An 18,086-nucleotide genomic window follows, 5' to 3' on the forward strand; every position below is an offset into this window, starting at 1 on the left:
CAAAGGAGTAATCATGAAAGCAAAGCTGACCGCCACGGCGGCACTGATGATGGCAGGCGTGCTGTCGCTATCTGCCTGCGGCGGAAACACAAGCAGCACCACCGCCGGTGGCGGCGACGCCGCAGGCAACCTCGACGGCCGTGGTCCCATCACCTACGTCCAGGGCAAGGACAACACCGGTGCGATCCGTCCGCTGATTGAGAAGTGGAATGCCGCCCACCCAGATGAAAAGGTCGCGTTAAAGGAACAGACCGACCAGCCGGACCAGCAGCATGACGATCTGGTCCAGCACTTCCAGGCGAAGGATCCCAATTACGATGTGATGTCTGTCGACCTGGTCTGGACTGCAGAGTTCGCGGCCAAGGGCTGGCTGCAGCCGCTGAAGGACAAGATGGCGATCGACACCGCCGGAACCTTGCCCTCCACAGTTGAAGGGGCCTCCTACAACGACACCCTGTACACCGCACCGCAGCATTCCGACGGCGGCATCCTTTACTACCGCACGGACCTCGTTCCCACCCCGCCCAAGACCTGGGACGAAATGATGGAGATGTGCTCCATCGCCAAAGAGAACAACATCGGCTGCTACTCCGGCCAGTTCAAGCAGTATGAAGGCCTGACGGTCAACGCCTCCGAAGCCATCAACTCCGCCGGCGGCTCCGTGCTGGGCGATGACGGCAAGCCGAACCTGGACACCCCCGAGGCCAAGGAAGGCCTGAACAACCTGGTTGATGCCTTCAAGAACGGCAACATCCCGGCCGAAGCCATCACCTACCAGGAAGAGGAAAGCCGCCGTGCCTTCCAGGAAGGGAAATTGCTGTTCCACCGCAACTGGCCGTACCTCTACAACCTGGCCACCACCGAAGGTTCCTCCAAGGTTAAGGACGTTCTGGGCATGACAGCCCTCCCGGGCAAGGACGGCCCCGGCGCCTCATCACTGGGCGGACACAACGTCGGCGTCAGCGTCTACTCCGAGAACAAGGCCACGGCTTTGGACTTCCTGAAGTTCATGACCTCTGAAGAGACCCAACGGTTTTACGCAACCCAAGGCTCGCTCGCACCGGTGCTGAGCAGCCTGTATGACGACGCCGAACTGGTGAAGAAGCTGCCGTACCTGCCGGTGCTGAAGACCTCCATCGAGAACGCCGTACCCCGCCCGGTCACTCCGTTCTACCCGGCCGTCACCCAGGCAATCCAGGAGAACTCCTACGCGGCACTGAAGGGCGAAAAGTCTGCTGAACAGGCTCTGGCTGACATGCAGAAGTCCATCGAAACCGCCGGCGCGGGATCGTAGCTTAGCCATGGCAACCGAAGTAGGCCCGACGCCGGTCAAGGCACCGGCGTCGGGCGGCACCCCGATTCATCACGGTCCCAAAGGTGTTGGTGAGGACAACAAGATCCTGAGCCAGGCCAAATGGGCTACCTGGCTCCTCGCCCCCACCATCATCGCCCTGGGCATAGTGATCGTTTATCCCATCATCAGCGCCATTGTGATGTCGTTCCAGAAGGACGCCGGCCTGGATCCAGCCACGGGCCTTTTTACCGCCGGCGGCCCTGCAGGCATCCAGAACTACGTCAACTGGCTCGGCCAGCAGTGCGCCGCCCCGGGCGGCGGAACGGTCGCCTGCCCGCCGGGCACCCTCGGTGCGCAGTTCTGGTCCGCCACCCAGACCACGTTTATCTTCACGATCATCACAGTCACTCTGGAAACCATTCTGGGTTTCTGGATGGCCATGATCATGGCCCGGACCTTCAAGGGCCGCAGCCTCGTCCGCGCCGCCGTCCTGGTGCCCTGGGCCATTCCCACCGCCGTAACCGCACAGCTCTGGCTCTTCATCTTCGACTTCCAGGGCATCGCCAACAAGATGTTCAACACCTCCATCCTCTGGACCGGAAGCGAGTGGCCGGCCAAATGGGCCGTGATCATCGCCGACACCTGGAAAACCACGCCCTTCATGGCGCTTCTGATCCTCGCCGGCCTGCAGATGATCCCTGCCGAGGTCTACGAAGCGGCCAAGGTCGACGGCGCTTCAGCCTGGCAGCGGTTCCGGATGATCACCCTGCCGCTGGTAAAGCCGGCGCTCATGGTGGCCGTCCTGTTCCGCACCCTGGACGCGCTGCGGATGTTCGACCTGCCCTACATCCTCACGGGCGGTGCGAACAACACCACCACGCTGTCCATTCTGGTGATCAACCAGATCCGGCAAGGGTTCAACTCGGCCGCGGCGCTATCCACCATCACGTTCATCATCATCTTCATCGTCGCCTTCATTTTCGTCCGTTTCCTGGGCGCGAATGTTGTGGAACAAAGCGGCGCAACCGGTAAGGGGAAGAAATGAGCACCGGAACAGCCCTGCGTGCCGAACAGGACAGGGGCCGCAAGGCCGCCCAGAACCGGGAAAAATGGGCACTGGGCCGCACCTACATCAGCGCCGCCGTCATCCTGATCTGGTGCCTGGCGCCCGCGTACTGGATGGTGGTGACGGCGTTCCGCGACGTGGGATTCACCTACGACACCTCGATCCTGCCCACCCACGTCACCCTGGACAACTTCATCACCGCCTTCGACACCTCGTTTGGCAATAGATTCGGCCAGGCACTGTTGAACAGCATCTTCATTGGCGTGGTGGTTACAGCCATTTCGCTGCTGATCGGCGTGTTCGCGGCGTACGCACTGGCCCGCCTGAACTTCCGATTCAAATACCTGGTCCTGGGCTTCATCCTGGGCGCATCCATGTTCCCCGGCGTTGCCCTGATCACGCCGCTGTTCCAGCTCTTCACCAACATCGGCTGGATGGGCACCTACCAGGCCCTGATCATCCCGAACATCTCCTTCGTCCTGCCGCTGACCGTTTACACCATGACGTCCTTCTTCCGCGAAATGCCGTGGGAGCTTGAGGAATCGGCCCGGGTGGACGGCTGCACTCAGGGACAGGCATTCCGGAAGGTCATCATGCCACTCGCGGCACCGGCCATCTTCACGACGGCCATCCTGGCGTTTATCTCCTCCTGGAATGAATTCCTGATCGCCAGCCAGCTGTCCAGCGATGCAACCCAGCCGGTCACGGTGGCCATCGCGAACTTTGCCGGCGCGCAGCCGCAGCAGATCCCCTACACGGCCATCATGGCGGCGGGCACCATCGTGACCATTCCGCTGGTCATTCTCGTGCTGATCTTCCAGCGCAAAATCGTAGCCGGTCTGACAGCGGGCGCCGTGAAGTGACGGGCGGGAAACAGAACCACGGACGGGTCCGCAGCGAACACAGGCGGGCGCGCTCCGGGGAGGACTTCGACATCATCATCGGACTCCTCGGCTTCTGGGCAGTGGTGCTGCTCGTCGTTACCGTCTGGATGGAGCTCACCGCCCAGCCGGCCCTCGGTTCGGCGGTCGGCCTGCTCGCCATCCTGCTGGCGCTGTACGGGATGGTGCGCGTTCGCCGCCGGCTGCCCGCACGCACCGCCACCCGGCGCATCTAAGCATCCGAAGGTCTCAGCCTCGGGACAACTCCAACCACAACAACAAACATAAACAGAGAAGAGCTCCGGCCAGAATTGTCTGTCCGGAGCTCTTCCCTGTTTATGCTTCAGCCTGCAAAGGAAACCTATGGTGTCAGCATCAGCGCTTCGCTGGCGACGGCTCGTCAAGCGGTGGCCTTTGACTGGATACTCCACCGGGCCGGCTTCCGGCCCTACCGTCAGCAGGCGCAGTTCCAGCATATCTTCGACCTGGTAGACAAAGCCCTGCAGCGGTAGACGGGAACGTCCGAGCCAAGACGGCGATTCCCGGACGCAGTGGACATCAGGAACGCCTTCCGCGACCCCTGGGGCCGGTATTCCTCTAGTGCTGAGGCGGGTACGGGAGATTGCGTGCCTGACTGGCTGATGTCGCCGCGTGCCATACAGCAGCCCTTGCCACCGTGATGCCCGTGAGCCGGGCCAGGATGGCCGGGGGCAGCTGCATCGCGAGTTGGCCCATGGCGGTACTGCGCGCGGCCGCCGGTTCCAGTCCGATCGCGCCGAGCCACCGTCCCATTGTTGAGGTAGTAACCGGCCGGCCGTGGATTGGCCCCGGGAACAATGCCTAGGAATACGTAGGAGCACGCTGGAGCACGTTGGAGTACGCCGTTTATGCCCCGTGCGATGCGCACTGCTCAGGGAACGCGGCAGCACTGCCGACGGAATAGTTAAAGCGTCGAGTGTCTTAGGGATCATGCCTTCAGTGGCACCGGGACGAGGGCGGCTGCGTGGGAATCCATGAAAGAGGGGCTTACACCTGCCCGTAGTAGTACACGTGATCTGTGTACGGGCCTTCACTGTCTCGCTGTGTCAGCGCGAGCCGTTGCACGTGAGTGGCTTGAAGAAGAGGATCGAAGGGTAATCCCACATATCCCATAAGATTCCGGACCAAGGCGTCCGAAATGTCCAAAAGCGGCGCAATCGAGACCACCAGCATTTCGTCCCAGGATCCATGAAGCCCATGCAATAGCCAAGGGTTGGAGTGGGTGGCTCCTGAGTTGAGATTCCAGGCGTAGTGAGTGTGTGGCGCGTGTTCTAGGCTCAGGTCCGTTGTCTTGATCTCGACGTTAGCGGCTTTCCCTCCTGGCCATTGGACATTCTGTGCCTGCCCGTTGGACTTAAGTTTCACTAGAAGTCCGATGCTACGGAATAGCTCAACGACGCCACCTCTTTTTTCCGTAGCCACCCGCAGATCGTCCTCGTCATCTCCCATTAGACGGAAAGCCTCTAGAGCCGGCACACCGCCCTGGATCCTGTGGATGAAGTCTGCTGCACATCGAGCCAGGCGGTCGGCGGAGGACAATTTCGGATCCGCGAGGGAGCACGTCCTGAGTGTGGCATCGTGGATGGCTCTTACACAGTTCATGATGGGCAGGGCAAGCATCTTCTCCGCTTTCAGAAGCACAAGGAGTCCCTGCCGGTACTCCTCCATAGCGATTAGGAGAGTAGCCACGGTCTGGCCGCCACATGAGTAGGTACCTATCACCAGCTCGGGGTGGTCGCTGTCGGCTGCCCATTGCCGGCCGCGGGCAGCTGCAGAGCCTTCTGGCGGTGCATGAAAGCTGACCAATGCTTGCGCTGACGCCTTAGCAATCATTTTTCCTTGCTGATCAAGGACTCTGCGCACAAGAAGATCGAGGTCTGGAGGTCGCGCGGGCATGCAAGCAAACTTACGCCAACCACCCCGTGCTCGGATGACAGCGCTAGGCGGTGTGCCACTTCCTTGCAAGTGAGACGAGAGGTGGCCAAAGAAGGTCGAGCACCGAAACTAAACTGGGCAGATGGTCCAGCAGGTGAACCCCGCCCTTATTAATCCGTTGATTCGTGTTTTGTCGACAGCCTATTGGTACAGAAACGAGCTTCGCGACTTCCTCGTCGTTGCAACCGGCGATCGTTCGTTGGTCTTCCGCTACCCATGGCAGGACAAAACAATGTCTAAGCGGGACTTGGCGACAGCCTTGGTACATGACTTGACCCAGAACCAGCACAGGTACCGCGATGTGTTGGTTCGGTTCATCCTTACTGCTGCGGATATGCCAGATCCTGTATCGCTGAAACATCTGGAGGACGGCGCCAGGAAGTACCAGATGGCACGCGAGGCAATCGACGTTTTCCGTCCAATGGTTGAGCCCTACCGCAAAGAACAGGAAGAAATTACAGAGTTCCAGCGTCGGCTCCAGACCCAGAAAGACATCGACGACTTCCGTCGACACACTAACCAGATGATCGATGATCTCAAGGTGAAATTCCTCGAATCAGAGAAGATGGCAGCACAACCTCGTGGCTATGCCCTTGAAGGCATTCTCAATGAACTGTTCGAGGTCTTTAACCTCGAATCGCGCCGGCCCTTTACGGCGTACGGAGAGCAAATCGATGGCGCTTTCACCTTGGCCGGGACTGACTACATTCTTGAGGCAAAGTGGCAGGCAAAGCCCATTGCGGCAGGTGATGTTACAGAGTTCGCGGGCAAGGTAACCCGCCGCCTGGATAACACGCTGGGCCTGTTTGTCTCCATGTCAGGGTTTCAAAAGTCAGTCCCTGATCTTGTTGCCAGGACGGGCAGGCACTCTGTACTCCTAATGGACGGGAGCGACCTTATGGCAGTGCTGGACCGCAGATTAGCTCTCGATGAACTGATCACACGCAAAAAACGGCACGCCGCCGAGACCGGTGACATCCAGCTCCCTGCGTGGACCATTCTTGGACAACTCTGAAAGCACACAGACACTCTGATGGTCAGAGGCGTGTGACAGGCTGGCAACAGGTATCTTCACGGTGGCGGCCTAGGTTTCGGTGTCACTCCTGCCAAACAGTGGTGGCCAGAGTTTTGGGCGCTAGCAACCATATTGGTCGATAGTCAGGACAAGACTCTAGAAGATTTGGTAGGGACTTCTCGACTCAACATCGTCGCTGAGCACTTGGAGAAGAATAAGAAATATGCCGAGGAACGAGTCAAGTCGCTCATCAGCAGCGCCCAATCTCGCTTTGAACAAAAGAGGACCGGTAGCCTTCCGGCTAACAGACTCAATCTTTGGAAATCACCCGAGCAGTTGCGGTTGGGGTTGAAGTATTCAGAAACCACAACATGTCCGGCATGTGGCGAAGACGGAGTCGTAGAAGGCGAAGAAGTAGACAACATCCGTCTTGAGGGCGCGGGGTGGGTGCGAGTTTCGGAAGACGACTTTGTCTTTGAAGGCAGAGGATTCGGGGACGTAGCTGCCTAGTATTTCTCATGTTCCAACTGCCAGCTGGTGCTTGAAAACTATGAGCTGATGGACGCCGCAGGCATGTACACAGCATTTGAAGTGGAAGATGATGACTTCGTCACCGATGAAGAGGAAGAACCTGCCTACGGCAACGACTAAGCAATGCGCTTGCCCGGTTCAGTGCCGCCCAACTTGCAGCACTCCGCCGAGTACTACTGGCCTTTCCCAGATGCCTTGCCCTGGCGAATGGCAGTGTCCCATTTCCTTGGAACAGGGCCGGCCTTGGCGTGGCGCTCTTCAGGGGGTCCGGTTCCGCTGAACTCCACGTAATCTTGCTGTCTCGTAAGTTGTTCCAAAACACGCGCCATAATTGCCCGCCACAGGGGTAGGTTTCGGTACGGTGCCGGCAACGGAGAAAACGCAGTCTTTCCGGGAGGTTGATGTGTACCAAACTAGCAACGAAGACATCAGGAAAGCCTTCAACAAGAACGCCCGCCTTTACGACCGGTGGATGGTCTTCTTCGAGCGCTATGTCGCCGTCGGCACCCGGGATTGGGCTGTGTCGATGGCCCGCGGGGAGGTAATCGAGATAGGGGTGGGTTCAGGTCTGAACCTCCCGCTTTACGGCCCGGGTATCGAGCATCTGACCGGAATTGAACTTTCCGAAGGGATGCTCGCCATCGCCCGCAGACGCGTAGCGGAAAGGCGAATCGACCGCGTCGAGTTGCATCACGGTGACGCGCAGGCCCTGGACTTGCCGTCCGAAAGCGCAGACACCTTCATTTCCACCTTCACGTTCTGCACCATCCCCGATCCGCTGGCCGCCAGCCGTGAGGCCTACCGTGTACTCCGCCCGGGCGGAGTATTCGTCCTGGCGGAACACGGGCGCTCCACGCACGCCCTGGGGCGTGCCGTTATGCGGGCGATCGAACCACTGTGCATCCGTGTCAGCGCCGACCACATCACCCGCGATCCCGTGCCGTACCTAACGAACGCAGGCTTCAGCATCACCGAAGTCCAGCGCGGCGGACCCGGCGGTATCGTCTTCCGGATACTTGCCCACAAGCCCGACACGTATGGAGACCACTGAGGGAGAGCCACCTGGGACCATCTACTGGCGCGGCCCGCCCAAAATCCTAGAGCCAACGAGGCACTTGTCCGAAGAAGACAGCCCCGAGGAACGCCGGAGCCTTGCCGACCCCATTATTGCGGGCCGCCCCGCCATCTCCCCTGCTGATCGAAACCGACACCGATCACGCGTCTCCGGTCCTAAGTCTTGCCACACCAATAGTAAGTGTGCTTACTATTGGTTTGGGGGAAGGCCAGAAGGCCGTAACACCAATCCAAGGAGACAGTATGGTTGCCAAGGAAAACATCGATACCCTGCTCAACGCCAGCGGAAACGTCCTCAGCGCCGATGGAGACAAAATCGGTTCCATCGGGCAGGTTTACGCGGATGATGAGACGGGCCAGCCCACCTTTGTCACCGTCAAAACGGGTCTGTTCGGCACGTCCGAATCGTTTGTCCCCCTTGAGGGTGCACGGACCGAGGGCACGACATCGTTGTTCCCTACGGCAAAGACCAGGTTAAGGACGCGCCGCGCGTAGCCGAAGACGGCCACCTCGAGCCGGCTGAGGAAGAGCGGCTTTACGCCCACTACAACCTCGGCGGCGGCACCTCGTACACCGACACTACTTCCAGGACCGGCACAGCCGACACGGGGGAACGGACCGGCACGGTCGGGCATGACACCTCCGGGCCCACCACCGATGACGCGATGACACGCTCCGAAGAACAACTGCGCGTCGGAACTGAGAAGCAGGCGGCAGGCCGGGCCCGGCTCCGTAAGTACGTCACCACCGAGAACGTCACCAAGACCGTCCCGGTCCAGCGCGAAGAAGTCCGGCTCGAACGCGAACCCATCACCGACGCCAACATCGGCAACGCGATGGACGGCCCCGCGATCAGCGAGGAAGAACACGAAGTCATCCTTCACGAAGAACGCCCCGTAGTGCAGAAGGAAACCGTCCCGGTCGAACGGGTCCGATTGGACAAGGACACCGTGACCGAAAACGTCACCGTCAACGAGGAAGTCCGCAAGGAAAACATCGAAACAGACACCGACGACACCCGCCGCTAAACAATCGGCTGTCAGGGGCCCGGGCACTTCGCCCGGGCCCCTGACACACCCGCTGGAGGACCTAAGCGATCAATCAGCTAGTGGACGGCCGAGGATAGGCCGGTATGCGGTGGCAGTTCGGGACCTGCGGAAGCTCTCCTCGACGCCTATTTCGTACCAGAAAATGGCACCCGGTTCCGGCCCGCACCCTTTCGTGTGTCCGCAGTAAAGCGAAGCCGGGTGTCAGCCTGAGGGATCCCCGGCGATCCCGTTCTCCTTGCTTCAGGAACTCCACAACGGTTCCCAAGCCACGGAAAAAGTGGCCCTGAAAACACTTCCGGCCGTCTCTCAACCCTAGGGATACGAGGCGTCTCACAGACCACGTGGCCGCTGCACGGACGTGCGGGACATTTAGGGGGAACCCTGGAGTTCTCCAACTCGCGCCAATCGCGCAGTTCTCAGCCTGCGCAGCCCATGGTCAAGGTCCAACCGGGCCGCGGAGCGAGCGAAGGAACGTCCTCACCTCGAAATTGAAGGCGTCGGCTGCCTCAACGTTGCTCAGATGCCCAACGCCGGGAAGAACGACGAGCTGCGATGCGGAAATTTTCGTGTGCAGTGCCTTCCCGACCGCCAGCGGCGATCGCGCATCGAGTTCGCCATGCAGTACCAGTGTCGGGACGTCGATGTTCGGGAGGATGCCGCGAAGATCGGCATTCGCCATAGCTCGGAGCATCGTCAAACTAGCTCGCGGATGGATACCGGACATCAGGGCGAGTGTCTGTTCGGCCATTTCTCGCGGTGCAGACTCGGTGAGCATGCCGGGCAGGTACTTGGGCAGCCAGTCGTCGGGAGGCTGTGTGACTTCCTCGCTGATCAACTGAACGCGCCGCTGCACCTCGTCGGCTGGCAGGGAGCCGGCCCAACCGGCATACGCCCCTGCCAGGATCAGGCTTCTGGGCAGGCTCGGGTGTCGTTCATAGAGCGCCAGGGCAAGTGCTCCACCGAACGACAAGCCAAGGACGTGCGGGCGATTCAGGCCGAGCACTCTTACAAACTCGGCCAGGCTGTCGGCGTAGTCTCCCATGCAGAAGGACTCGGGCGGATCATCGGATCGTCCGCAGCCAGGAGCGTCCCAGGCGACAACATTGAACTCGTCATCGAGAGCGTCGAACTGCGGGCCCCAGGATCGGCTGTCAAATCCAAAGCCCCCATGGAGAAGAACGAGGGGATCGCCCGATCCAGCAGCCCGGTAGTTGATTTTGAGGCCGGACACGGTAACTGCGCCCACCTACGTATCTTGACATCCGGTGACCAAGCCTGGCAACGCTGCAGCAATGCGCGGCACTCTTCCTGGGACGCCCAATGTAATCGGCTGCTGCCGGTCCTTTCATCCCCACATGGTTGTGCCCGGGCCTGATCCTATGGGCCTTCAGCGCCTCCCACAGCGCCGCAGGAGCTTGCGGTTCTTCCTTATTCAGCAGGCACCAGCTGGTGTAAAGGCCGTACAGCTCATCAGGGCCCAGACCCGTGTCCTTGTCCTGTTCCTCGTCAATTGCCTGGGCGAAAACACCTCGAAATGCGGATGGCTCGTCACAACTGAATATGTCACTCCAATCGGAGCCCACTAGGACGGCCCGAACGGTGACCGGTGAGTATTACCGGCAGAATCTATTTCTCTGTGGCCTCGGCGGGCTCGATGAGCTCCATCGAACCGCAGTAGCTCCACTCGATGTTGAAATCAGCAGCGTGTAACGTCTGGTCGGAAAGCCCGTCGGCCCCCCCCAAGTGGCGGGCTTTCTTTGCGCCCAAAATGTCGGCCGTGCCGGTGGAAGATCCTCCCTGAATTTTGCTGGCCACCACGTTTGGCTTGGGCTCACGATGACGGTCCCTGCAGCGGTGGATTACATTTTGTCCGGCCAGCCCAGTCATCTAACCCGCCATAATTTCAGGGCGTCATCTGTCACGCCGTGATGCTCGCCCCATATAGAGGGGAATTGATTTGAGGGGCCGACGGCGACTGGGGGTATGAACCGTCTCTTGGATGGGTTCACTTCGCCGCCGACCCGGCTATACGCCACGCCTCCGCGCGGCAAATCTACGTCCCCTCCGGCAAACGATATCCCACTCCAACTTTTTCTGTCACTAGGATTGGGTACCCAATCTCTCTAAGGGGGACGTAGGCCTTCCGCCGAGGCAACACGCGGGCGGGAGTCGGCAGTCAAGCACGATCGTTGTCGAGACTGGTGCGGTACTCAGTGCCTGCGCCAGCGTGACCCGAGGCTTTGCACCATACGCTGCCATAGACGCGAGTCCGTCCAGGCGCTGCCGAAGATGAGCTATCAAGCTCACAGCCTGTCCCTCAAGATCGCCACAATTTATCCTGCCTATGGATAAAGGTGCTTCTCGGGGCTTCCATCGATCCTTAGTGTGGTTACACGCGCTCGTCCGGGGGGAACCAAATGAAGAACATCAACTTAGGTGCAGAGCAGACAGAGCACGAAGCCCTGCAAGAACCTGACCTCCCCGAAACACCCGAGGTCCGGCAGCGTTCACTTGAAGAGTGGATGGGCGATCCCCTGTCGGCACTGCGAAAGCCCCAATTCGATCGCGCAGACTGGCCCTGATTCATCACACTCCAAGCTGTTTTGCTCCCGCCGGACAATATCGGGGGCGGACCACCCCGGTGATACCGCCGGTATCCCCGGGGCGTCCTACAAACCCCAGCGCTTATCGGCGCTTTCCGGGCTGCGTTGCATCGAAGAACTGCAATTCCCCGCTGGTTGGGCCGCCTACGCCCGTTCCTTTCTCGCGGATAAAATCCAGATCCTCACGGGAAAGCAGCATCTGGCCGTGCCCGTCGACTTCAACGTGCCCCGCGGAATTCTGGCTGATCATGGCAGCGACAGTGCGGGGCACCGTCACACATCCTGGGTTGTCCAAAAGCCACTGACGCGTCTGTGAATCAAGTCGGTCCCACTCGTCTTTGAGTGTCATCTCGTACATTCACCCTTTCCCGTTTCCCCAAAACCCCGCCCGGGGCTTGAGATTCCGCTAAGAGTACGTCTCAGATCAAAAGAAGAACAGTGTCCCTTTACCAAACCCCGAATCAAGGCTTGTCGAAACTTTTAGCCGTCTTTGCCGTCCTGGGTAGCGGCTTTCAGCGTGACGAAGGATGGAGAGGTTCAATGAGAGCCCTGTCTTGACCGTTACCCAGGTGGGTTCGCAGGTCCGGTCGTCGGCGCAGATTTGTCCGGTGGAGCCTGATTTTTGCTTTCGACGGAGCCTACGCGGCCCTGTGCGAGCCGCTCAAGGTCCACACGACCAAGACCGAACACAACCACTTGGGGATTAAAGGACCGGCAGCGGCCGGCTACATCATTGCCAGCACACCCGATCTGGTCTGACTGCGCTATGCGCCGCATGGAGGGGTGGGAGCCCGGATTGCCCGCATGGGACCGGAGCGTTCCCCCTCCAGTCGCCCCACTGCACCCATCTGAAGGACTAGGTCCCCCCGTACGCTTCAGAGAGAAGTCGAAGGCCTTGTATTTGCTGTGCGGAACAGGCAGCGCGAGGGAAGTCTTACTCCCGCAAGGGCTAAACGCCGCGGTACCGGGATGGCGAACCGGCAGGCGTCGCCGACGCAAACGTTAGCCTCCAGCCGCAACGGAGCGGCTGGAGTTGTTACCAAAGTGTGCTCAAGTGTTTATTGTTACGTATTGTTACTCATGTGACTTGCAATTAGGATTGATTTTATGGTGCTTCTCCGGGACGGGGGCCATCCTCCGTATCCAGCCGGGCCTGCACCACCAGTGCTTTCAGCGTTGATAGCACTGTGAAGGAGGCGCTCCAATGGGGGAAATTCCTGGCGGCACGCTGGCTTCCAGCACACGATCCCGGCGATTGTCCGCGTTCGTCCACCACACCATGACTCGTGCACGGACGTTAGCTGTTCCCTACAGGCTCGGTGAAGTAGTTATCGGTGATGATCCCTTCAATGGCCGCAGGGAAGGTTCGGTGGCCGTCAAGTTCGGGACGTTTGTGGGTCTGCAGACGGGAGACCAGATCTTCTTCTACGACTATCGGCAATTGAGACGGCCCGATTAGCAATCAGTCCAATCCAAGTCAGCCCATCTGATCAGAACCCGCAGGAGTCTGGCCAAAATGTCCATTGCAAACGTGCCCAGCCATTACCTGACCATCGCCGAGGTGGCCACGGTACTGCGTGTCTCTAAGATGACCGTCTATCGGCTAGTCCAGGCCCAGGCATTGGCCTCCGCGCGCTTCGGCAACTCCTACCGCATCCCCGAAGATGCAGTGGAAGAGTACGTCAGGAAGGCCGCCGCCCCGGCAGTCTCCTGACGCCAGTTCCGCGTGCCTTTGTTCTTGCAATTCATCGCTTTGCGAAGGGATTTATAGACCAGTCATTCCGGCCCTCAAGGCTAGGCGGGCCTGTGAGCGCCCACGTCCATTCCTTTCTCGCGGATAAAATCCTGATCCTCGCGGGAGAGCAGCATCTGGCCGTGTCCGTCGACTTCGACGTGTCCCGCGGAATTCTGGCTAACCATGGCGGCGACAGTGCGCGGCACCGTCACACATCCCGGATTGTCCAAGAGCCACTGACGCGTCTGTGAATCAAGTCGGTCCCACTCGTCCTTCAGTGTCATCTCGTGCATTCGCCCTTTCCGGTTTCCCTAACAACCGGCCGCCGCCCGGCCTGGGGATCCCGCTAAGAGTACGTCCCAGGTCAAAAGAAGAACAGGGCCCCTTAACCGACCACGACCTCGGAAAGCACGTACTCGCCGCTCGTAATCCCCGGCGGTCGTCGTCCTCTACGCTCTGCTGCTGATCGCAGGTGGTGTCCCTCCAATTGTTGCTGCTGCCGTTCGTCATCCCGGTACGCAAACTGCGACGGTCAAGGCCGGAGCCGGAAATGGATGATTGGTAGCTCCTTGGGCCGGAGGAGCGGTAGCGGGATCCAGGCCAGCCTTTGCATCGCAAATACAGGTAATCATTACTCGTGCGCCCGGTACGCCAAACCCCTTAGCGTTGCGCGCGGGCCGGCGACGAGGGCCGCGTCGAGGTCACGCGCGCCCTCGTCGTCGGCCCCCTTGACCCCTGTCCAAGGGAATCGGCTGCCCGCAGCCGCCTGCTGCTCAGTACAATCCAGCAATCTCAGCAAAGGATCGATAGATGACGCTGAATCCCCGGCTTTCGACAGCTAAACGACTGGTTCCTGAAGCACTCCGATCCGCGCCCTCAGACGGAACCTCCTGCGGGCCATCAGCTTCTGGGCATAGGCAATATCCGTACCGGCTGCTGAAGTGACGGACCAGACGGCAGCCGAACGCGCCGCCCCAAAACACATGGTCAAAGCCGCCACGCTCTGAAGCTCGCTTTCCACTAGCGGCAGCCGGTCAGAGCAGGTGCGTCATCCGTCGGACGTATCAGCGGCAGACGACACCCGCGAGTAATGGCGACCGCGGAGTTGCCGGTGAGGTGCCGACTTCCGTGTGCGGCGGACGAGTGTTCCAAGGGTGACCACCAGGAACTCGACCGTGGCAGTGATGGCAAGCAGAACGATAAGGGCCGCCAGCTGACCGAGGAACATCAGAAGCCCTATACCGAGGGTGCCGGCGAAAACGAGATTGAAGACCAGGATGGAGGAATCGTGCATTCAGTACCCACCGGACGGTCGTTGATTGGGGCTCCACGCAAGAACCGGCACCAACAATCCACCGGCGATCAGCGACTCAGGCTGCCAGGGTGGCATATCCGCATGGGGGCTTGACCGGTCGAGGCCCCGCTTGGCGGTCGAAACGAGGCCACCGTGTCCGATCTCCATGCCCGTGAGCGTATCGGAAATAGAGCTGCTCTAGAGAGATTTTCGAAATTAACTTCAAAAACGACTGTCTGATACCGACTTTCTAGGTCGCCGAGGTTTATTGCACGAACAGGGGTGTGAATCGGAACGCTAAATGGCGTCATTTTTGCAGCGCTATTTGGCGTTCCAAGCAGTCAGGACCTCGTCGGTCTTCAGATGGTGCGTCTTTGGAGCTCGCGGTACACCGTCGTCCGTGACACCCGGAACAGCTCGGCCAGTTCGGCCTGCGTATGTTCGCCAGCGTCGTGCAGGGTCAGAAGGTGCTTCCGCTGCGTCTTGGACAATTTGGGCTGCTTGCCTTTAAGCCGCCCCTTCGCTTTTGCGACCGCCATGCCCTCGCGGGTCCGCATCCGGATCAGGTCCGCCTCAAACTCAGCCACCATTCCCAGCACGTTGAACAGCAGCCGGCCTACCGGGTCAGTTGGGTCGTGGCTGTTGCCGCCTAGACTAAGCACTACCCCTTTGGCCGTGAGCTCGTCGGCAATGTCCCTGGCATCGGAAAGGGAGCGCGCCAGCCGGTCGAGCTTGGTCACCACGAGCGTATCGTCGGCTCGGCACGCTGCCACCGCTTCACGGAGCCCAGGGCGCACCCGGTTCGCTCCCGTCAGTCCGTGATCGACGAAGATCTGGGCCTCCTCTACCCCCAGAGCAAGGAGGGCATTGCGTTGGGAGGTGAGGTCCTGATCGTTCGTTGAAACCCGGGCATAACCGATCTTCATTCCAGTCATAGGGAACATGGTTTCAGTAATCCCCCCGTCACCGTGCATTTGATCGTGCGGGTCTTACGTACATAGCCGAGGCCAGCAACTGTGCGGAACGTGCCGGCGGGCTTCCGGTGCACGGTGATCGACCGGCTAACGGGCGCGATCGTGCACAGAATAGGCTGGAATTCATGACGAGTGGTTTGAGCACCCACGGGACAGCGCCTCGTTCCTCCCCTAACCACGCTCAACCTGCTAGACCCTTCGTGGGAAGGTGTCGTGCCGAGGGCAAGACGGTCGTTCCTAGCGGCGGGATATGCCTTTTTCGCAGGTGGTCTCGCAGCAGGGATGGACATCAGCGAAAAAGTGAATTGGCGGGTGTCCTGTTCACAGTCCGTTCCGGAAGCATTCAATTTAGAGCTACAGCACGTCTAGCTCATGCAAGTCGGGTTACTACTTGAGAATTTAGTTACAGGGTGATTTTGTAATATGAAAGAGATGCAGACTTTTTCGTCGTACTTCCGTTTCTTCCGCGCAGCTTGGGCCCTGTGGGCGATGGCGTTTATTTTTACGGCAGGGATATTTTTCTCCACCTTCTCATTGACGGGTGGCTCGAACGGTTTCGAAATCGGCATCTTACTCGCCGCCGGCATCCTTGGGGGCGGTCTAATTCGGGGTCTCGTCCGCGAAAGTTGGGTCACTATAATCTTTGTCCTCACTGTCGTCGCGGTAGGCTTCCTTCTTTCTCAGTTTCCTGCGCCTTGGTCTAAGCTCTGGCCAGTGGTAGTTCCCGCAAGTGCAATTGGCGTGATGGTCGGTAACATTATTCGCCTCGGAGTACTTCACAGTAAACAGAGGACGCCCCGCGACGTGTGGGTTGTCAATGGTGTCGAGGTGCCACCGACCGAGACAGCGAAGGCAACGTCACTGGCGGCGCTTTCGTCTTGGGACAGCGCTGAGGCGGGGCGTTTCTTTGTCGGACGTAGTGATCGATTGTTTGAGGCTATGGGAAGTCCTGCGACGGGTTTCATCGTGCACTGCACGGCTAATTCTCAAGACGAAAGTGCGTGGCGGGTGTTGGGCTCAATGGGAGGGAAAGCAGAGTCTGAGATTCTCATTCCTACGGGTCCTGCTTTCGCACCTAGCGGCGTTGTCGTCGATCTGGACACAGCAAGTTCCGCGTTGCGGGGCTTTTTCCACTACCGGGGCCCTGATCCGGAGCTTTCCTGGACCTCAGGAGGTACAGTGCTTGATCTGAAATTCGGCTAGGCCCTGACGAGCGGCCCTTTGGTATACCCGGACCCTTGACGCAAGTATGTCCGCAGTGAGGTTGCGTTTTGATGCGCGGAAGCCGTTAAAGCGACTGACCATGACTGCCATTCGACCACGAACCCGAGGTGCTCGTTCAACGGTGAGAGAATTTTGAGCCTCAAGATTGACGTCAAACTGGCTCTTCAAACTTGACCCACTTTTGAGATGCCGTGAGAGCGTGATCGTTCCGCTACGGCGTTTGGCTGCGGATGCCACCACGGCCCTGGGGTGCCCCGATAGTCGCCGCGGCAGCCATCCGAGCTACGTCTGGAATCCATGGCTGCTCGAGGGTCTCGGCGCATACCTATTAGTGACGCGGTAATAACAGCAAGAGTGATCATAGTACCAGTAGCTATATATGAGGCCTTTCGGCTACCCTTCGCAGGCGGTAGCCTTTTGCCCCCTGAAGCATTTGGATCGTCCACGTGGGTTCCCCTGAAGGCTCAATCCGTACCTCAAGGTATTCCATCTCATAGTTAGACGCTAGTGACTTACGAAACGAGCGCGTAAAAACTTCGTTGCTCAGAGTCTCGTACAGAGCGTGTTCGAACGCTTTGCTTTGTACAAGTGAAGTGGTGATGTACTTTGCCATCTCACGGTTAGCGTTAGCCATGAACCTTTTGGTCATGGGCTTCCCGAACACTGCCAACCCAGCCATTGATCCTACAAGCAGAATGAGAAGCAGTATGTGGTTCTGCGTCGCTAACAGGACAATTCCAACGACTGCTATCGCCAGTAATATCAGCATTGTTGGGACGTGGGATGCGTTGCGCTTATTGAAGATGTCATCAGGAAGCATCAGAGTGACACCACTGCTGTCTGCACTGCCCGTGCTAGAGGGTTCTGACGCAGAGTCCGTCATCTCTACTGCCCCGATCTTTGAGGTCGTCTTCAGTGCTTCATCACTTCTCAAACTTGGTCTTTGCAACGCTCACGTCGCCTTCACAGACCAGTTCCCTTCCCCCTTCGAGCTCGACCCTGAGCCCGTGCGGAAGATCCGCGGCGAGGTGAGGGAGAAGAGGGAATCGAAAGGCCGCCCATACCAACCACCAGGTAGCACCAGCCACGCCCGCCCATGCTTCGCGAAGAACCGCCTGACCACATAGGCAGGCAATTTTCCGCTCATCCATGGGTTAGTGGTCATGTGTCGATCCTATCGACGGGCTTGATGGATGGGGCGGTAGGCGCGGGGCGTCAGTCCGCCAAGTGCCGCCCGTAAGCCCGTCCCTCACCGGACGTCTCCACTGGTTCTATCGATGTGCACGGAGAGGGATCCCCTTGCGGGCTGTACTACGCGCCAAATAGCGCTGCGAACCACCGACCCCTCGAAGCCTGATTTCCTCCCACAACA

The 18,086-nt window shown here is 59.3% G+C and carries 19 protein-coding genes and 1 pseudogene; 11 read left to right on the forward strand and 9 right to left on the reverse strand.

What is annotated here, in order from left to right:
• Nucleotides 1-13: 13 nt before the first annotated feature.
• The 5 genes from CXQ88_RS16035 to CXQ88_RS21925 all read left to right on the forward strand — a co-directional run bounded on the left by CXQ88_RS16035 (nucleotide 14) and on the right by CXQ88_RS21925 (nucleotide 3,753).
• Nucleotides 14-1,294 (forward strand): ABC transporter substrate-binding protein, encoded by a 1,281-nt coding sequence (locus CXQ88_RS16035; RefSeq protein ID WP_104045135.1) that lies wholly within the window; start codon nucleotides 14-16, stop codon nucleotides 1,292-1,294.
• 7 nt (nucleotides 1,295-1,301) lie between these two features.
• Nucleotides 1,302-2,339 carry a carbohydrate ABC transporter permease gene (locus tag CXQ88_RS16040; protein ID WP_104045136.1) on the forward strand — a complete coding sequence of 346 codons (1,038 nt, stop codon included), beginning with the start codon at nucleotides 1,302-1,304 and terminating at the stop codon, nucleotides 2,337-2,339.
• Nucleotides 2,336-3,223: a carbohydrate ABC transporter permease gene (locus tag CXQ88_RS16045; RefSeq protein ID WP_104045137.1), complete on the forward strand. Its 888-nt coding sequence runs from the start codon at nucleotides 2,336-2,338 to the stop codon at nucleotides 3,221-3,223. Before CXQ88_RS16040 ends, CXQ88_RS16045 begins: the two co-directional genes overlap by 4 nt.
• Nucleotides 3,220-3,477, forward strand: a complete 258-nt coding sequence (locus CXQ88_RS16050; protein WP_104045138.1) for a hypothetical protein — start codon at nucleotides 3,220-3,222, stop codon at nucleotides 3,475-3,477. Before CXQ88_RS16045 ends, CXQ88_RS16050 begins: the two co-directional genes overlap by 4 nt.
• A gap of 102 nt (nucleotides 3,478-3,579) precedes the next feature.
• Nucleotides 3,580-3,753 carry a hypothetical protein gene (locus tag CXQ88_RS21925; RefSeq protein WP_181037565.1) on the forward strand — a complete coding sequence of 58 codons (174 nt, stop codon included), beginning with the start codon at nucleotides 3,580-3,582 and terminating at the stop codon, nucleotides 3,751-3,753.
• Between the two features lie 85 nt (nucleotides 3,754-3,838).
• Here the strand turns inward: CXQ88_RS21925 and CXQ88_RS21620 are convergent, their stop codons facing one another.
• Both CXQ88_RS21620 and CXQ88_RS16055 read right to left on the reverse strand, forming a co-directional pair.
• Nucleotides 3,839-4,033 (reverse strand): hypothetical protein, encoded by a 195-nt coding sequence (locus CXQ88_RS21620; protein ID WP_146069236.1) that lies wholly within the window; start codon nucleotides 4,031-4,033, stop codon nucleotides 3,839-3,841.
• Between the two features lie 234 nt (nucleotides 4,034-4,267).
• On the reverse strand, nucleotides 4,268-5,113 hold the full coding sequence (locus CXQ88_RS16055) for a hypothetical protein (protein WP_104045139.1): 846 nt from the start codon (nucleotides 5,111-5,113) through the stop codon (nucleotides 4,268-4,270).
• 184 nt (nucleotides 5,114-5,297) lie between these two features.
• On the opposite strand from CXQ88_RS16055, the gene CXQ88_RS16060 reads away from it, so the two are divergent.
• From CXQ88_RS16060 to CXQ88_RS16070, 3 genes and pseudogenes are all read left to right on the forward strand, one after another.
• Nucleotides 5,298-6,230 carry a restriction endonuclease gene (locus CXQ88_RS16060; RefSeq protein ID WP_104045140.1) on the forward strand — a complete coding sequence of 311 codons (933 nt, stop codon included), beginning with the start codon at nucleotides 5,298-5,300 and terminating at the stop codon, nucleotides 6,228-6,230.
• A 934-nt stretch (nucleotides 6,231-7,164) separates the two neighbouring features.
• Nucleotides 7,165-7,812 (forward strand): class I SAM-dependent methyltransferase, encoded by a 648-nt coding sequence (locus CXQ88_RS16065; protein ID WP_219816344.1) that lies wholly within the window; start codon nucleotides 7,165-7,167, stop codon nucleotides 7,810-7,812.
• Nucleotides 7,813-8,078: 266 nt separating this feature from the next.
• Nucleotides 8,079-8,863 (forward strand): annotated as a pseudogene (locus tag CXQ88_RS16070) (DUF2382 domain-containing protein).
• Nucleotides 8,864-9,320: 457 nt separating this feature from the next.
• Here CXQ88_RS16070 and CXQ88_RS16075 read toward each other — a convergent pair.
• From CXQ88_RS16075 to CXQ88_RS16090, 3 genes are all read right to left on the reverse strand, one after another.
• Nucleotides 9,321-10,130, reverse strand: coding sequence for an alpha/beta fold hydrolase (locus CXQ88_RS16075; protein WP_104045141.1), 810 nt, complete (start codon nucleotides 10,128-10,130; stop codon nucleotides 9,321-9,323).
• Between the two features lie 380 nt (nucleotides 10,131-10,510).
• Entirely contained in the window at nucleotides 10,511-10,771 is a 261-nt protein-coding gene (locus tag CXQ88_RS16085; RefSeq protein WP_104045142.1) for a hypothetical protein, read from the reverse strand.
• Between the two features lie 798 nt (nucleotides 10,772-11,569).
• Entirely contained in the window at nucleotides 11,570-11,845 is a 276-nt protein-coding gene (locus CXQ88_RS16090) for a hypothetical protein (protein ID WP_181037567.1), read from the reverse strand.
• 846 nt (nucleotides 11,846-12,691) lie between these two features.
• Here CXQ88_RS16090 and CXQ88_RS16095 point away from each other — a divergent pair.
• The gene (locus tag CXQ88_RS16095; protein WP_104045143.1) at nucleotides 12,692-12,946 is read left to right on the forward strand and encodes a hypothetical protein; all 255 of its coding nucleotides are present in this window, start codon (nucleotides 12,692-12,694) and stop codon (nucleotides 12,944-12,946) included.
• A gap of 57 nt (nucleotides 12,947-13,003) precedes the next feature.
• On the forward strand, nucleotides 13,004-13,201 hold the full coding sequence (locus tag CXQ88_RS16100) for a helix-turn-helix domain-containing protein (RefSeq protein WP_104045144.1): 198 nt from the start codon (nucleotides 13,004-13,006) through the stop codon (nucleotides 13,199-13,201).
• A gap of 80 nt (nucleotides 13,202-13,281) precedes the next feature.
• Here CXQ88_RS16100 and CXQ88_RS16105 read toward each other — a convergent pair whose 3' ends face one another.
• From CXQ88_RS16105 to CXQ88_RS16115, 3 genes are all read right to left on the reverse strand, one after another.
• On the reverse strand, nucleotides 13,282-13,515 hold the full coding sequence (locus tag CXQ88_RS16105; RefSeq protein WP_258061934.1) for a hypothetical protein: 234 nt from the start codon (nucleotides 13,513-13,515) through the stop codon (nucleotides 13,282-13,284).
• Between the two features lie 755 nt (nucleotides 13,516-14,270).
• Nucleotides 14,271-14,516 (reverse strand): hypothetical protein, encoded by a 246-nt coding sequence (locus tag CXQ88_RS16110; RefSeq protein WP_104045145.1) that lies wholly within the window; start codon nucleotides 14,514-14,516, stop codon nucleotides 14,271-14,273.
• A gap of 359 nt (nucleotides 14,517-14,875) precedes the next feature.
• Nucleotides 14,876-15,451 (reverse strand): recombinase family protein, encoded by a 576-nt coding sequence (locus CXQ88_RS16115; RefSeq protein WP_219816345.1) that lies wholly within the window; start codon nucleotides 15,449-15,451, stop codon nucleotides 14,876-14,878.
• A 462-nt stretch (nucleotides 15,452-15,913) separates the two neighbouring features.
• On the opposite strand from CXQ88_RS16115, the gene CXQ88_RS16120 reads away from it, so the two are divergent.
• On the forward strand, nucleotides 15,914-16,693 hold the full coding sequence (locus CXQ88_RS16120) for a hypothetical protein (protein WP_146069238.1): 780 nt from the start codon (nucleotides 15,914-15,916) through the stop codon (nucleotides 16,691-16,693).
• Between the two features lie 394 nt (nucleotides 16,694-17,087).
• On the opposite strand, the gene CXQ88_RS22155 is transcribed toward CXQ88_RS16120, so the two are convergent.
• Nucleotides 17,088-17,648, reverse strand: coding sequence for a hypothetical protein (locus tag CXQ88_RS22155; RefSeq protein WP_146069239.1), 561 nt, complete (start codon nucleotides 17,646-17,648; stop codon nucleotides 17,088-17,090).
• Between the last annotated feature and the right edge of the window lie 438 nt (nucleotides 17,649-18,086).

The organism is Arthrobacter sp. ZGTC412 (genome assembly GCF_002929215.1).
In the GTDB taxonomy this organism is placed as follows: Bacteria; Actinomycetota; Actinomycetes; order Actinomycetales; family Micrococcaceae; genus Arthrobacter.